The sequence below is a fragment of the Desulfobotulus pelophilus genome (assembly GCF_026155325.1).
Lineage (GTDB): Bacteria > Desulfobacterota > Desulfobacteria > Desulfobacterales > ASO4-4 > Desulfobotulus > Desulfobotulus pelophilus.
Map to the genome: position 1 here is coordinate 1 of NZ_JAPFPW010000010.1, position 13,346 is coordinate 13,346.

Genomic DNA, 13,346 nt, shown 5'->3' on the forward strand with positions numbered 1-13,346 from the left:
ACCATGGCCGATAGCCGCAAGTCCATGGACAGGTCGCCCCCCATGCGGGGGCGTGGATTGAAACGCCGATTGATTCAAAATAACCAAAATCTTCCCAAGTCGCCCCCCATGCGGGGGCGTGGATTGAAACACAAAGGCCCTGGCCGCATTCCGGAAGCGGGCGCGTCGCCCCCCATGCGGGGGCGTGGATTGAAACTCACCCTTATCAGAAGAGATGTGGAAGGAACGGGTCGCCCCCCATGCGGGGGCGTGGATTGAAACTGGCCACTATATAAAAAGAAAAAAACATTTTTAATACCCCACCCGGAAATACAGAACATACATTATTGTAAACAGCCGCTTGATACTGTCAGAATAATCATCATAGAAAACTGCCAGACCCTTTTTTATACATTACCAGCCTGTTTTTTACGCGCTGCGCTTCAGGCCAGAATCCTCCTGCATCCCTCGTACAGCGGGTATATCCGCCCAGATCCATCTGTTTTCTGCCAGTACAATAAGATGTTTACGAACAAGGTCTTCCATGATGAAGGTGCAGAAGCCTTCTTCTTCCCCGGTCAAACGACTGATGGTCCTGCTTAAAAATGCAAGGGGATCTTCTTCCGAAGAAATACCGGCCTCTTCCAGCAGGTCTTTCGACAGAATGGCAAAGATCAGTTCCATGCGACGGTTGCCCAGCACCCGGAGCTTTTCCTCTTCCGTTCCTTCGCCCGCGGCAACCCTTTCCTGAATCACCTTCCATTCCGCATGAAGCGGGGCGTAACAGTCTTCCACAAAGGCCGTCATGCGTTCCGGAGAAACCCCCTCTGTGCGTACCACAGGGCTGTCCGCATCATAGAGACGCCAGTCGCTGGTAAGAATTTCCATGTCATATTCTTTAATATTTTCCCGAACCGTAGTGCCGGGAAAAGGGCAAAGGAAGTGATATCCGGATTCAATGCCAAGTTCATCCTGAAATTCTTGGGTACGCCTAAGGCTTTCCTCCGTTTCTCCGGGAAGCCCCACCATAAAGGAAGCGTGGGCGCGCATCCCGGTTTCCCGGCAGGCAGCCACGGCCTCACGGGCCTGATCCAGAGTGATGCCCTTTTTAACCCGTTTCAACATATCCGGACAGCCAGACTCAATACCAAAGCTGACGGACACACAGCCTGCTTCTTTCATGAGACGAAGAAGATGGGCGTTGATGGTATTGACCCGTGAAAAAACACTCCAGGAAAAGATAAGCCCCCGTTTCCGGATCTCCTCACAAAACACCTCCACCCGCCGGGCATTGGCAGTAAAAAGGTCGTCTGCAATATTAATATAGGAAAATCCCATGGCAAGAAGCCCCTCAATTTCATTTACCACAAGATCTGCGCTGCGATGCCGTACCTTTGCGCCCACCATCCTGCGGCCAAGGCAGAAAATACAACCATTGGGACAACCCCTGCTGGTGATGATGCTCACGGGAAAACCCAAAGCCTGATAGCGGGAAATGGGAAGAAGATGCCGGGAGGGCAGAGGCAGGGTATCAAGATCTTGGATCAGGGGGCGTTCGGGCGTAAAAACCACACCGTCCTTTCCCCGTAAGGCAAGACCGGCAATGTCCTGCCAGCATTCCGGATCTTGCAGTCGGGGTACCAGTTCCGCCAGGGTGGCCTCACCTTCACCAAGAACGATGAGATCCAGCTCCGGTGTATCGTTCAGGAGATTTTCTGCATCAAAGGTGGCGTGGGGACCCCCCATAAAACAGAGGGTATGGGGCCGGATTTTTCTGGCAACACGAATAATTTCAAGGGCTTCAGGGGCCGTCATGGTAACGGCGGTGATGCCGATGACATCCGGCGGAAAATCTTCAAACTCTTTGCGTAAAATTTCAGGACTCCAGGGAGACACGATAAAATCAAGAATTTTCACCTCCGCTTTTTGAGCAAGACAGGCAGCGGCCACGTAGCAAAGCCCCAGAGGGGGAGACGGGGCCTGCTGCAGGGGATAGGGGGGAGCAATCAGTATGATGCGCATGGAGTTCCTTATAGGGCGGCTACAGCTGAATGAAAAGTGGATGTGAGAATATCTGGCATTCTCATTGAAAACCCGCACCAGCGGTGCGAGCATACCGTTACCGTATCTGACGGGCCAGACGGATACATCTGTTTTAAAAAAACAAGAAAATTCCTGAAAAATCCCATCCGCAGCACCAGAATATCCACCGGTGCGTCACAGCCTGTTTCCATGGCCGTAATGTGGTTAATGGCAATTTTCCGCGGATCCTCAAAGACCATGGGTAAACCACCGGGACTTTCTTCCCCAAACATACGAACCAGAATCTTTTCGGTGAAGTCACCAACAGAGATGAAGCCAACCTGAGAGGTACTCATAAAAAACCCCTTTTTCTGCCAACGGCCATCACCGTGTTCCAACCGCCAAGCGGAAATTTTTCTGGTGGGGAGAAGAAACTGTCTGAAAAACTGTTCCGTATCTGTGTCCGCCAGGGTTCATTTGCGGTCAACCCTGCACTTTTTATACATTTTCATAGTATGTTTTTCATAAAAAACGTATAAAATTTAAAAATGGCCAAAACAATCAGGATCAACGGTTCTTCGTCCTTGCATGCAAGAACCGTATAGACAAGCATGTGGCTTTGAATGGAACAACAGGCTTTCTGTCTGTATAGCAAGGAAAGAAATCATAATGAAAACCGGTTTTTTACCATCGAATTTCCGATTGTCTGCATATCTGCTTGCCACCCTTTGGTTTGCCTTCATGGCCTGTACAGGTCCTGCTTCATCCGTTTCATCCCTCGACCCGTCAGCCGAAACCGCCCTGATCCGCCTGCAAGGAAAAACCGCAACCTTCGCTGGTGCACTAACAGAGGAAAACCTTAAAGCTTTTCTCAGGGCCGTTGACGGGAAAAACATTTCGAAACTGATTATTGCTTCGGCCGGGGGCGAGGTAAATGCAGGCATGACCATGGGTGAGTGGGTGTTTGTCAATCAGGTCGATGTTGCGGTTGAGCGCATGTGCATGTCCTCCTGCGCCAATTACATATTCACCGCCGGAGTCCAGAAAACCATACACAAGGATTCCATCGTAGGCTGGCATGGCAACGTTCATCAGACAATCAAAGAATCCGATACAAGCATACGCACGGCCATTATGGAAACCTATGAACAGCTTCCGAAAGAACAGAAGGACAGGATGGACATTACCCTGATAATCGAGCAGGAAATCCGACAGGCTCAGGAATACTTTACGCAGAGCCTCGAAAGGGAGAAGCGTTTTTTTACCAGCATCGGAGTCGATGAATATCTGTGCCGCATCGGAAACCAGGAGTACGGAGCCGAAGATTTCTTCCTGTTATCCATTCAGGACATGATGCGTTTCGGCGTAACCGGAGTCAAAGCCCCGGACGGTTATGAAACCACAGACCTTGCACCCTTTCGAAAGACCGGGAAAAGCGTTGAATTCATCCGGATTGATTAGCCAAAGGAAAACCTGAAACGAAAAAAGGATCTGACCCTTGCCGCAAGGCAAGAGTGAAACCAGACTGTAAAAAAATAATGACTGATTTTTCCGGTTTCGCCATAAAGTATCTTCATCATCCATATGCTCTCCGCCTTTCTCTTGCCCTTCTGCTGGCAAGCGGACTGGCAGGCTTAAGCCTTCCTTCCGGTCCTCTGATCTGGCTGCCCCTTGCAGCCCTTGTTCCCTTTTTTATGGCCCTTCGGGGATGTCAGCCTGCAAGAGGGTATGCTCTGGGATGGGCAGGCGGCAGCCTCTTCTGGCTGATTTCCACCTTCTGGATATATAGCGGTTGCCGTGAACTCATGGGCTGGTCTGTACCAGCCTCACTCACTGCCACCCTGCTCTTTGTTTTATATCAGGGCCTTCCCTACGGACTTGCGGGCCTTGTCTGCGGCATTGCCAACAGATATGGAAAAACAGCAGGCCCTTTTTTCACCGCAGGTATTTTCACCCTTTTCATTGCCATCTGGCCCGGACTCTGCCCCGGCAGTCCTGCCATAAGCCTTTATACATGGACCAGAATCATACAGATAGCAGACATCGGGGGAATGCATTTCGTACTCTTTTTCATGTTCCTCTCCAATGTCTTTCTGGCAGAAATCCTGAGTCCTTCCCCATTCAAAGAAAAAATACGATATTGCACGATTTTTATTCTTCTGCTTTGCCTTGTGCTGGGCTACGGCAGCCTTCGCCTTAATCAGCTAAAAACTTTGGCAACCTCCCATACTGAATCCCGCATAAGTGTCCGCACCATACAGCCCAATATCCCATTCAGGACAGACCCTTTAAACCAAAACCCGCTGAAAAGTAACCACCGGATCATGGGGCAGCTCACCGAAGAATCCTCTCAGCATCTGGCACCGCCGGATCTTATTCTCTGGCCGGAAGGCCCCGGTACTCCTGCCTGCGATAACCTGGATATGAAAGTCCTTGCCCGGTTAGAAAAAATCAGCGGCAGCCCCATTCTTTTTACCTGCACAGAATATATTTATCGTTTGAAAAAGCAGGAATCCCTAATAAACCCTGACGGATCGGAAAGGCTTCCGGTCATTCCCATGCGGGAACTCAAGGCCATGTATAACAGCATGGCCCTGCTGAAAAACGGACAGATCAAAGAATTTTATCGTAAAACAAGACTGGTTCCCTTTGGAGAAGCCACACCCTTTGGAGAACATTTGCCTATTTTAAGAAAGTTTATTGGAAAACCCTATGAATTCAATCGTGGACCCGGCCCGGCTCTCCTCTCTTTGCAAGATGATCTGCAAGTACAGCCCCTCATCTGCTTTGAAAGCGGTTTTCCGGACATCAGCCGCTCTGGGGCTGCTCTGGGGGCGGATGCCTTTGTCACGGTTGCCAATGACGGCTGGTTTGTGCATGAAAAAGCAGCAGAACTCCACCTTGGCCTGGCACTGTTCCGGGCTGTGGAGCAGCGCCGTCCCATGATCCGTGCCACCAACACGGGTATGGGCGCCCACATTGCTGCCACAGGCGAAATTATAGAAGGCACAAAAACTCCCATGGATCAGACTACTTTCCGTCAGGCCAGTCTCCATGTTCCAGATGTGCAGACACCTTATCAGCTCATGGGAAATATCTGGCTTTGGGTTTTAACACTCATTCTTATAATGACCCGATATTCATCCCTGAATAAAAAGACAGGATTCGTGTAACGAAATTTCACCGGGTAAACAGCCCGGTCCCCTCCTGTGCCACCCTACGGCAGGCATCAAGAAACTTTTCATTCACCTCATCACCATGCAGGGTCATACGAAGAAACCCCTGATTCTGAATACCTCTAAGACGATTCAGGTTAGCCGTAAGAAAGCCCTGCTCTGCCAGAAGGCCATGGAGGGCATCCGCTCCGAGATCTGTGTGACGGAACATAAACACAACAAACATACCAAGATGATTCCTACTTATCCATACGGGGCTTCAGGCCTGGAAGAATTAAACGTCACCTTGTTAACATCAACAAAACGGCCACATGCCAACAATCTTGCCATGGCAAGTTCTCCTGTTCCATCACAGCAGAATAAGAGGCAGGCCAATAAGCATGGCTGATTCAGGTCGTTTGTTTATCGTATATTCCTATGGCCTCGCTTGACCAGTTTTTATAATACGCCCTTGGAAAAATAATGATCACCAATGGCCATAAAAAATGAGCCCAACGGTAAGGCTGAGGCTGAAACGGGTACAGATCCAAAGTAGACTGGTTACTATAAGGAATTTTTAAACACAAAAAACCCGCTCCACTATGGGAACGGGCTTATATTACAAAAACAGGTTGCATTACAAAAAGGCAAAAATCACTGTCCGGCGCGAACAAGACGTACACGGAAGTTGTCGCTCTTGTGGCTGTTGCCAACAGCTCCGTATCTGAAATGGATGCCCAACGCATAGGTTCTGAGGCTGCCATTAGGCGTGGAAGACCAAAACTTATATGGACCAGGAAAAACATTCTGATCATAAGGTGCCAGAGTCTTCAACTCATCAATGTTCGGAACCCGAAATCCACCCGAAGCTGTCACTCTTACTGCATCATCCCAGGTTCCTTCCCAGGCTGTTCCGCTACAGCCTGAACCTGTCCAAGTCTGACCATAAGCACAGCGCTGCCATTCCAGGCCCGTACTCGTATCCCTGACTATGCCACCGTTGCTTCCAGCGACCTCTTGAAACCGGGAAGGATCGAACGGCTGCTGCGCTGCCTGTACAGCTCCTGTAACACCCCAAAGCACCATCATCCCCAAAAAAATTACCAGTTTTTTTCTGAAACGCCCCTTACTATGAACCTGTTTTTCTTTCATTGTTTTTTCCTTTTTAAAATGTTTCTTCAATACTTCACTTCGTCATCAAACCTTTTGATGCTGGCCTTTAAAGAAGAGTTTTATGAGCCATCAAGGCTGACCGAACAATTCATTTGTAATGGTAATTGCAACAAACATACCAAGATGATTCTTACTTGTCCATACGGGGCTGCTAGGCCTGGAAGAATTATAAACGACACCTCAGCCATTCGACATACTCCAGCGGATCTAATCCTCTGGCCTGAAGCCCCGGCATATCGGCCTGCGACTACCTGGATATCAAAGCCCGGTCCCCTCCTGTGCCACCCTGCGGCAGGCATCAAGAAACTTTTCATTCACCTCATCCCCATGCAGGGCCATACGAAGAAACCCTGATTCTGAATACCTCTAAGACGATTCAGGTTAGCCGTAAAAAAGCCCTGCTCTGCCAGAAAGCCATGGAGGGCATCCGCATGACCAAGGAAGCCATCAACGCCAACCTCGATGTGGGCGGACTGGAAACAGCCCTTCAGATGGAAGACCGCAACCAGATGATGATTGCCTATACCTACCGCATGACACCGCATCCTGAAAAGCTCCGGGGGTCCGCTTCTGCCATGGTTTAAGACGTATGAGCCATGACAGACCGGCTCTTTCTTCCCCTCCTCCATTCCGGTAAATTCACAAATCCGATTGCAGAGCACAAAACTGACGCCTCCTTCCAACGGGAAAGATCTGGAAAAAGAAGAAATTTTCATATAAGAAATCATTATTGTGGATCGGAAATATATGAATGCCGGATTCGGCACATCGCCATGGGGCAGGTCATGGAGTTCTGACAGTAAGGCAATCATTTTCAAGCAGGAAATATGACATGAAACCTGTCGGATATCTCGTTGGCGGCACAAGTCTTTTTTTTGCTGGCTTACATTTGCTCAGCTCTGGATTGTGCAGGATGACCGGACGGCGGTTCCTCTTGCATTTTGTCAAGTGGGTTGGCACCTATACCAAGGCAGGAATGGTGGGGTTTGTCACAGGCTTTTTGTCCCAGTCCATGTCCGCCCTGTCCTTCATTGTGAGCAGCCTTGTGGGCGCAGGGATGCTTCCTGTAAAACGGGACATGATGGTAATCTTTTGGGCCAACGCCGGTATTGGAATTATGATTCTTCTGGCCGTGCTGGACATCAAGGTCCTTGTTCTTTTCGTTCTGGGAGCTGCCGGAATCTGTTTCGCCTTTAAAAAACCACGGCATATGGAAAATATAGGCCAGACGCTGTTTGGCGGTGCCATGCTGCTTTACGGTCTGATCATGCTCCGCACCGGGGCAGAGCCCCTGGCCGCCATGCCCTGGTTTGAGGCTTTTCTTTTCTCCGGGGACAGTCATCCTATCTCATCTCATTTCTCATAGGGGTCCTGCTCACGGTTCTCTGCCAGTCTTCAACAGCGGTTTCCATTCTGGCCATTGCCCTGACCCAGGTGGTTCGCTTTTCCATGGAACAGACCATGATGATTATCTGCGGAACCAATATCGATTCAGGGGCCGTCAACTGAATACTTGCCACGACCATCCGGGGCGCCCAGAAACAACTGATCATGTCTCAGGTCTTTTTCAACATCGCCGCAGCACTGGTCTTCGTATCCCTGTTCTATCTGGAGATTATAACCGGTATCCCCCTTGTCATGGCTCTGGTACAAAGCTTCCCTACTCCCATGGAGCAGCAGGCAGCCCTTGTCTGTCTGATCTTCAACTGCGGGGGAGCCGTGGTTTTGTCAATGTTCCTGACCCCGTTTTACAAAATTGTCGCCCGTGGATGGTCAACCACAAGCCAAGAAGAATGGTCCAGAACCGCTTTTTTAGGCGACGAAATGGCGGATGCGCCGGAAGTCGCACGGACGCTCCTTACCAGAGAACAGGCCCGTTTGATGTGCTTTACTGTCCGCTACCCGGAGATTTTGCAAAAACCTATGGAAGATGAAGACGGCAAAGTCATGGAAGCCCTGCATGCTTCTTTTCAGACGGTTTCCAGAGAAATCGAATCGCACGCAGCAGAAATCATAAAACATCCCCTTGATCCCGAAGGGCTGGAAATTCTGCTCATCGCCCAGAACAAACAGAAACAGATGGAAAACCTGAATGATCTTCTGTACCAGTTCACACAGACATGCCCTAATCTGTCCGGCGGCTTGCAGGATATCTTTCAGCCGACCTTTCTTCAGGGGCTGGATTTTCTGCTGCAAACCGCCTGTGAGGCAGAAAACTCCCATGACCCTGCGGATTCGGAACATCTGTTACATCTGACCCACGACAAGGCAAAGGTTTTTCAATCCATCCGCAACTCGTATCTGCGCAGTGGAAATAAGCTGAGCTTGGAAGACCGCCGTGTCTTTCTGGACCTGACCGGCCTGTTCGAGCGCATCGGCTGGACCATGGACCGCATTGGCAAACTGCAGTATGCGCAAAAGCTTTTGGAACGTTCCGGAATTGCGGAGTGAACCTGTAAACCCCTTACTCTTCTTAAACATTCCGGAGAACCATCCATGTTTCTTTCCATTCTGCAAAGTGGTTTTGGCTTGCTGGCCTTTATGTTCATCGCCTGGCTTCTTTCCGAAAACCGAAAGGCCGTGAGCCCTCGACTGATCCTTTCCGGGCTTGGCCTGCAGTTTCTTCTGGCCCTGATTCTTCTGAAAGTTCCAGCTTTTGCAGATTTTTTCCTTTTTCTGAACAAGGCTGTGGAAGCCCTGGAAGCAGGAACAAGGGCGGGCACCACCTTTGTTTTCGGGTATCTGGGCGGTGGTCCCCTTCCCTTTGAAGAGCCATGGTCCGGTGCGGCTTACATCTTTGCCTTCCGGGCACTTCCCGTCATCGTCGTTACCGGTGCCCTCAGCACCCTTCTCTATCACTGGAAAATCATTCCTGTGCTGGTCCGGGGATTCTCCGCACTCCTCCAGCGGGTTATGGGCATTGGCGGTGCCTTGGGCGTGGGCTGTGCCGCCAACATTTTTGCCGGTATGGTGGAATCTCCTCTTTTTGTCAGACCCTATGTGAAATCCATGACACGCAGCGAACTCTTCACCCTCATGACCTGCGGCATGGCCACCATCGCAGGAACGGTTCTGGTGCTGTACGCAGGCATTATCGGCCAGATGGTTCCCGGTGCTCTGGGTCATATTCTGGCAGCATCCCTGATCAGCGCACCCGCATCCATTCTCATTGCAGGCATCATGATCCCGGAATCTTCACCGCCCACCCTTGGTGAAATCAGCCCTCCCGTTGAAAGCAGAAGCTCCATGGATGCCGTGGTCAAGGGCACCACCTTCGGCCTTCAGATGTATATACAGATCGTCGCCCTTCTGGTGGTGCTGGTCGCTCTGGTCAGCATGGTCAATCAGGCCCTGGGACTTCTGCCTGACATGGCAGGCGAAACCCTCACCCTCCAGAGTATTCTCGGGCAGATCATGCGGCCTCTGGTCTGGCTTGCTGGCATTCCATGGCATGAATCCCATGTGGCGGGCAGCCTCATGGGCACAAAGGTCATCCTCAACGAACTGCTGGCCTACCTCGACATGGCGGCCCTTCCTGAAGGCAGCCTTTCTCCCCGGAGCAGCCTCATCATGACCTATGCCCTCTGCGGTTTTGCCAACATCGGAAGCCTTGGAATTCTCGTCGGCGGGCTTTCCAGCATCGCACCGGAGAGGCTGGATGAAATTGTCACACTGGCCCCCCGATCCATTCTGGCAGGCGTACTGACCACACTGATGACAGGTGCCATGGTCAGCATATTCTACTGACTAAATAAAAATTTACTGAAAGGAAACCCATGCTGACCTTTGCCGAAGAAATCCTCCTTTTAGCTCTGGATGACCAGATGGAGGCCTTCATGCCCCTGCCTCCCCAGGTCCTGAAACTGGCCCTCTCCGGTGCCTTTCTTCTGGAACTGGCCATCTCCGGACATATTGATACGGATCTTGAAACCCTCAGGGTCATCCGCACCACACCCACTGGCAATCCGCTTCTGGATGAAGCACTGGTTCTTCTTCAGAAATCACAGGGTCTTCATTCCACAGGCTACTGGCTGAAAGAACTTGTCTGGAACATGCCACAGAAAAAGGAAAGGGTGCTGCAGGCCCTTGTGGAAAAGGGTGTCCTCAAGGTGGAAAACCATAAAATTCTGTGGGTTTTCACCATACGCCGGTATCCCATGATGGATGGCAAGGAGGTGCAGGAAGTGCGTTCACGGCTGCGGGATCTCATTACTGGTGATGCCATTCCCGATCCGAGGGACGCCGTTCTTGTGGGCCTTGTACATGCCTGCCATCTTTTTGAAAATCTTTTCACCAGAGAAGAGCGGCAACTCTATGCACCACGTATCGAGAATCTCGCCAGACTGGAACTCATCGGCAGGGAGGTGAATCGGGCCATTACAAATGCCTCCATCGCCTTTGCAGAATCCATGTCCGCATCCATTTCAGGAATGGTCTGAACAACTCAGCAGCCATCGTCTAAAAACGGTGGCTGCTGAGTTGTATGTTGGCATGATAATTTTCTACACATAAGAAAAGGTCAGCAGAGCCAAAAAGCCACCCGGCGAAACGACATGTTCAAGCTCCTGCATGCCCGATCATTGACATTGCCAGCTATGAACAAGGGTCACTTTATCGAAGATACCAAAAAATTCAGGTTCTTATGGTGTGAGAGTCGGGTTGACCTCACGGCTTCCTCACGGCTTCCTCACGGCTTCCTCATGGGTTGCTTATCCTTCTTGTTCTTATCCTTCTGCTCCTTCTGCGTTACCTTTTGTTTCTGCTCTTTGTTTTTATCCTTTTTTCCGCCTTTGTCTCCCACTGTGTGCTCCTTTCATTTACTTTATCGTTTCGCTGTAAGTAGTATCGCACCAAGCCACTTCTGCAATAAAAACGATCCTTACGGAGAATGCCAACGCCGTATTCCACAGGAAACTACGGCTGCCCAGCAAGCCTTAAAGCCACACAAGATTTGAAAACTATTTGACTTATATTAAAGAGGCATGTTTTTTATAATGACGCATTACTCATTCATAATCTTTATAAGCCTTTCATCCAGACAGGTGCGTAGAAAGGTATTCATCGGTTTCTGATTAGCAGTCCCATAAAAATCGAGCATCAATTAATTAAACTCCTGCTGCCTCTTTGCAGGAAGATTAATCGCAGGGTATCCGCAATTCAGCAAAAGCCCGTTCATAATAAAACGGCCCATACGCCTGTTCACATCATAAAAAAACTGGCACCGGGCCATTGTAAGAAAAAAATGGATAGCACGATCATAAATATCTGGTATATCATATGAATCAGAAACCATCTTTTCAAAAAGGGCAGGTAAGGAATCCGCCGGAGGCGGCATATACTCTGTCCCTGCGATGGTAACCCCACCAGACCTGAACTTCCCTCACTCCAATGCCTCGTCCTTACCCGCTATCAGATGCAGGGCACAAACTTGTTCACGGGTGATTTCAAACTGATTTTTCTCAATCAAAACAAACAAAGTACGCCAGGCATCAATTTGGTTCAGTGCTATTTGCTGGTCAGACAATCTATGTCCTCCAACCGTAATTCCATCCATTAATGTCTGAATTTCAGGTATGGTTAAGTTAATCCCTTCCAGATTTACTGCATCGCACACCAACTCAGCCAATTGGCGCTTAGCAAGCATTATTGCCTTTGCTTTGTCTGGTTTCATGCCCCACTGAGTTTCATTCATCTCATTCACCAGCTACATTAGTAAAAAGTTCAGAACCTGCTCAACATAATGTATATTGCTCATTATGAAAAAACAAGAACGTAGAAAACCCGCATATAAGATGCGGAACTGACCGGGGCTGGTCCAGGCTTAATCCATCAGGCCATACCGCAGGAACTGCGTCCGTTAATGCGGCAGATCAGCCGGGCCACCAGAGGCCCCGTCAGAACAACGGCAAAAAGCCGAAGGCTCTGGAGAGAAAGCACAAAAGCAAGATCACAGCCGCTGTCTGCGGCGATGATGGCCACGGAATCCAGACCGCCGGGACTGGTGGCGAGATAAGCCGTCAGCGGATCGACACCCGCCCAGACGGTCAGCATCCAGGCAGCCATACAGCAAAGTACCATCAAGGCAACAACAGCCAGAAGCAACTGAGGTAAAACCCGCAGGGTGTGCCGCAGGGTTTCCGGCGTGAACCTCAGGCCGATGTACCAGCCAAGACTTGCATAGGCAGCCCAGAGCAGCCATGGTGGCAGGGTAATATGTATAAAGCCAAGGCAATTGAGTACAGCCCCAAAGATCATGGGCATAAGAAGAGCTCCTGCGGGAATGCGGCCCATACGGCCTACAAGAACACCCACAGCCACCAGAGCGAGGGTCTGTATCAGGGGAATGAGGGGCGCATCAAAACCGGGCGACCATGTGCGAACGGGAAGATCCGCAGCAGGCCCTCCCAACAGCAGGCTGGATACGCCCGATGCGGTAAGAACCACCACAAATATCCGCAGATACTGCATAAAAGCCACCATGCGGATATCCGCGCCAAAGGATTCGGCCATGGCCACCATGGCAACGGCCCCTCCCGGCGAGGTTCCCCATGCCGCTGTGTTTCCCGGCAGTGACCCAAAGCGCATCAGCCCATGCCCCACCAGCGCTCCGAAAAGAATGACCAGGGCTATGGCAAAAAGAATGGCAGGCCAGCTTTGGAACAGTGTACTCAGGATGGCCGGACTCATGGTAAGGGCAACCATGCAGCCCACCACGGACTGCGCCCCGGTAAAGGCCCAGCGGGGTACAGTAAGTTTCACACCGCAGAAGGCAAAGACCATACCGGCCAGCATGGGCCCGAGCAGGGTGGCAGCCGGGAGTGAGACCCCTTGCCATACCACAGTCAAAAAAGCGGATACGAGGATAAGGGTGGCCAAGATAATAACCTTATGAATATACAGCATATTTATCTTCGGCAACCGGGGCCTACCTCTTTTCAGAAAGAATGATTTTACCAGATGAATATGCCAGTAAAGACTCTCTGCGCCGCTGATTCATTCTGCCAGCCAGCCTCATTT

General features: G+C 50.5%; 15 protein-coding genes and 1 pseudogene. 9 read left to right on the forward strand and 7 right to left on the reverse strand.

Annotated features, from left to right (window positions below):
* The coding region (locus tag OOT00_RS16560; protein WP_438266396.1) for a hypothetical protein at positions 1-258 on the forward strand (258 nt) is incomplete at its 5' end.
* Positions 259-408: 150 nt separating this feature from the next.
* On the opposite strand, the gene OOT00_RS09495 is transcribed toward OOT00_RS16560, so the two are convergent.
* A complete protein-coding gene (locus OOT00_RS09495; RefSeq protein WP_265425140.1) occupies positions 409-2,001 on the reverse strand; it encodes a B12-binding domain-containing radical SAM protein in 1,593 nt (530 codons plus the stop codon).
* Positions 2,002-2,009: 8 nt separating this feature from the next.
* A complete protein-coding gene (locus OOT00_RS09500) occupies positions 2,010-2,357 on the reverse strand; it encodes a hypothetical protein (RefSeq protein ID WP_265425141.1) in 348 nt (115 codons plus the stop codon).
* A 313-nt stretch (positions 2,358-2,670) separates the two neighbouring features.
* Between OOT00_RS09500 and OOT00_RS09505 the strand changes: the two genes are divergently transcribed.
* A complete protein-coding gene (locus tag OOT00_RS09505) occupies positions 2,671-3,462 on the forward strand; it encodes a hypothetical protein (protein WP_265425142.1) in 792 nt (263 codons plus the stop codon).
* Between the two features lie 77 nt (positions 3,463-3,539).
* A complete protein-coding gene (gene lnt / locus OOT00_RS09510; RefSeq protein WP_265425143.1) occupies positions 3,540-5,174 on the forward strand; it encodes an apolipoprotein N-acyltransferase in 1,635 nt (544 codons plus the stop codon).
* A gap of 7 nt (positions 5,175-5,181) precedes the next feature.
* On the opposite strand, the gene OOT00_RS09515 is transcribed toward lnt, so the two are convergent.
* Complete coding sequence (locus OOT00_RS09515; RefSeq protein WP_265425144.1) at positions 5,182-5,403, reverse strand: hypothetical protein; 222 nt, start codon at positions 5,401-5,403, stop codon at positions 5,182-5,184.
* 407 nt (positions 5,404-5,810) lie between these two features.
* On the reverse strand, positions 5,811-6,308 hold the full coding sequence (locus OOT00_RS09520) for an Lcl C-terminal domain-containing protein (RefSeq protein WP_265425145.1): 498 nt from the start codon (positions 6,306-6,308) through the stop codon (positions 5,811-5,813).
* A 452-nt stretch (positions 6,309-6,760) separates the two neighbouring features.
* Here OOT00_RS09520 and OOT00_RS09525 point away from each other — a divergent pair, with 452 nt between their 5' ends.
* The 6 genes from OOT00_RS09525 (at position 6,761) to OOT00_RS09545 (ending at position 10,768) form a co-directional block, all read left to right on the forward strand.
* Positions 6,761-6,913, forward strand: a complete 153-nt coding sequence (locus tag OOT00_RS09525) for a hypothetical protein (RefSeq protein ID WP_265425146.1) — start codon at positions 6,761-6,763, stop codon at positions 6,911-6,913.
* A 248-nt stretch (positions 6,914-7,161) separates the two neighbouring features.
* Positions 7,162-7,695: a Na/Pi symporter gene (locus tag OOT00_RS09530; protein ID WP_265425147.1), complete on the forward strand. Its 534-nt coding sequence runs from the start codon at positions 7,162-7,164 to the stop codon at positions 7,693-7,695.
* Positions 7,696-7,700: 5 nt separating this feature from the next.
* Positions 7,701-7,838: a hypothetical protein gene (locus OOT00_RS16430; RefSeq protein ID WP_368407589.1), complete on the forward strand. Its 138-nt coding sequence runs from the start codon at positions 7,701-7,703 to the stop codon at positions 7,836-7,838.
* 42 nt (positions 7,839-7,880) lie between these two features.
* Positions 7,881-8,780: a Na/Pi cotransporter family protein gene (locus tag OOT00_RS09535; RefSeq protein ID WP_265425148.1), complete on the forward strand. Its 900-nt coding sequence runs from the start codon at positions 7,881-7,883 to the stop codon at positions 8,778-8,780.
* Between the two features lie 45 nt (positions 8,781-8,825).
* Complete coding sequence (locus OOT00_RS09540) at positions 8,826-10,076, forward strand: NupC/NupG family nucleoside CNT transporter (RefSeq protein WP_265425149.1); 1,251 nt, start codon at positions 8,826-8,828, stop codon at positions 10,074-10,076.
* Positions 10,077-10,105: 29 nt separating this feature from the next.
* The gene (locus OOT00_RS09545; RefSeq protein ID WP_265425150.1) at positions 10,106-10,768 is read left to right on the forward strand and encodes a GOLPH3/VPS74 family protein; all 663 of its coding nucleotides are present in this window, start codon (positions 10,106-10,108) and stop codon (positions 10,766-10,768) included.
* 662 nt (positions 10,769-11,430) lie between these two features.
* Here OOT00_RS09545 and OOT00_RS09550 read toward each other — a convergent pair.
* The 3 genes and pseudogenes from OOT00_RS09550 to OOT00_RS09560 form a co-directional block, all read right to left on the reverse strand.
* Positions 11,431-11,697 (reverse strand): annotated as a pseudogene (locus OOT00_RS09550) (Fic family protein); the annotation flags it as partial.
* Between the two features lie 12 nt (positions 11,698-11,709).
* Positions 11,710-12,021, reverse strand: a complete 312-nt coding sequence (locus tag OOT00_RS09555; protein ID WP_265425151.1) for a hypothetical protein — start codon at positions 12,019-12,021, stop codon at positions 11,710-11,712.
* A gap of 137 nt (positions 12,022-12,158) precedes the next feature.
* A complete protein-coding gene (locus OOT00_RS09560; RefSeq protein ID WP_265425152.1) occupies positions 12,159-13,205 on the reverse strand; it encodes an AbrB family transcriptional regulator in 1,047 nt (348 codons plus the stop codon).
* Between the last annotated feature and the right edge of the window lie 141 nt (positions 13,206-13,346).

Bases quoted from the DNA above. Each gene is read 5' to 3' on its own strand.
- OOT00_RS09545 (WP_265425150.1), top strand. From the start codon at position 10,106: ATGCTGACCTTTGCCGAAGAAATCCTCCTTTTAGCTCTGGATGACCAG.
- OOT00_RS09495 (WP_265425140.1), bottom strand. From the start codon at position 2,001: ATGCGCATCATACTGATTGCTCCCCCCTATCCCCTGCAGCAGGCCCCG.
- OOT00_RS09540 (WP_265425149.1), top strand. From the start codon at position 8,826: ATGTTTCTTTCCATTCTGCAAAGTGGTTTTGGCTTGCTGGCCTTTATG.
- OOT00_RS09520 (WP_265425145.1), bottom strand. From the start codon at position 6,308: ATGAAAGAAAAACAGGTTCATAGTAAGGGGCGTTTCAGAAAAAAACTG.
- lnt (WP_265425143.1), top strand. From the start codon at position 3,540: ATGACTGATTTTTCCGGTTTCGCCATAAAGTATCTTCATCATCCATAT.
- OOT00_RS09530 (WP_265425147.1), top strand. From the start codon at position 7,162: ATGAAACCTGTCGGATATCTCGTTGGCGGCACAAGTCTTTTTTTTGCT.
- OOT00_RS09525 (WP_265425146.1), top strand. From the start codon at position 6,761: ATGACCAAGGAAGCCATCAACGCCAACCTCGATGTGGGCGGACTGGAA.
- OOT00_RS09555 (WP_265425151.1), bottom strand. From the start codon at position 12,021: ATGAATGAAACTCAGTGGGGCATGAAACCAGACAAAGCAAAGGCAATA.
- OOT00_RS09535 (WP_265425148.1), top strand. From the start codon at position 7,881: ATGTCTCAGGTCTTTTTCAACATCGCCGCAGCACTGGTCTTCGTATCC.
- OOT00_RS09505 (WP_265425142.1), top strand. From the start codon at position 2,671: ATGAAAACCGGTTTTTTACCATCGAATTTCCGATTGTCTGCATATCTG.
- OOT00_RS09515 (WP_265425144.1), bottom strand. From the start codon at position 5,403: ATGTTTGTTGTGTTTATGTTCCGTCACACAGATCTCGGAGCGGATGCC.
- OOT00_RS09500 (WP_265425141.1), bottom strand. From the start codon at position 2,357: ATGAGTACCTCTCAGGTTGGCTTCATCTCTGTTGGTGACTTCACCGAA.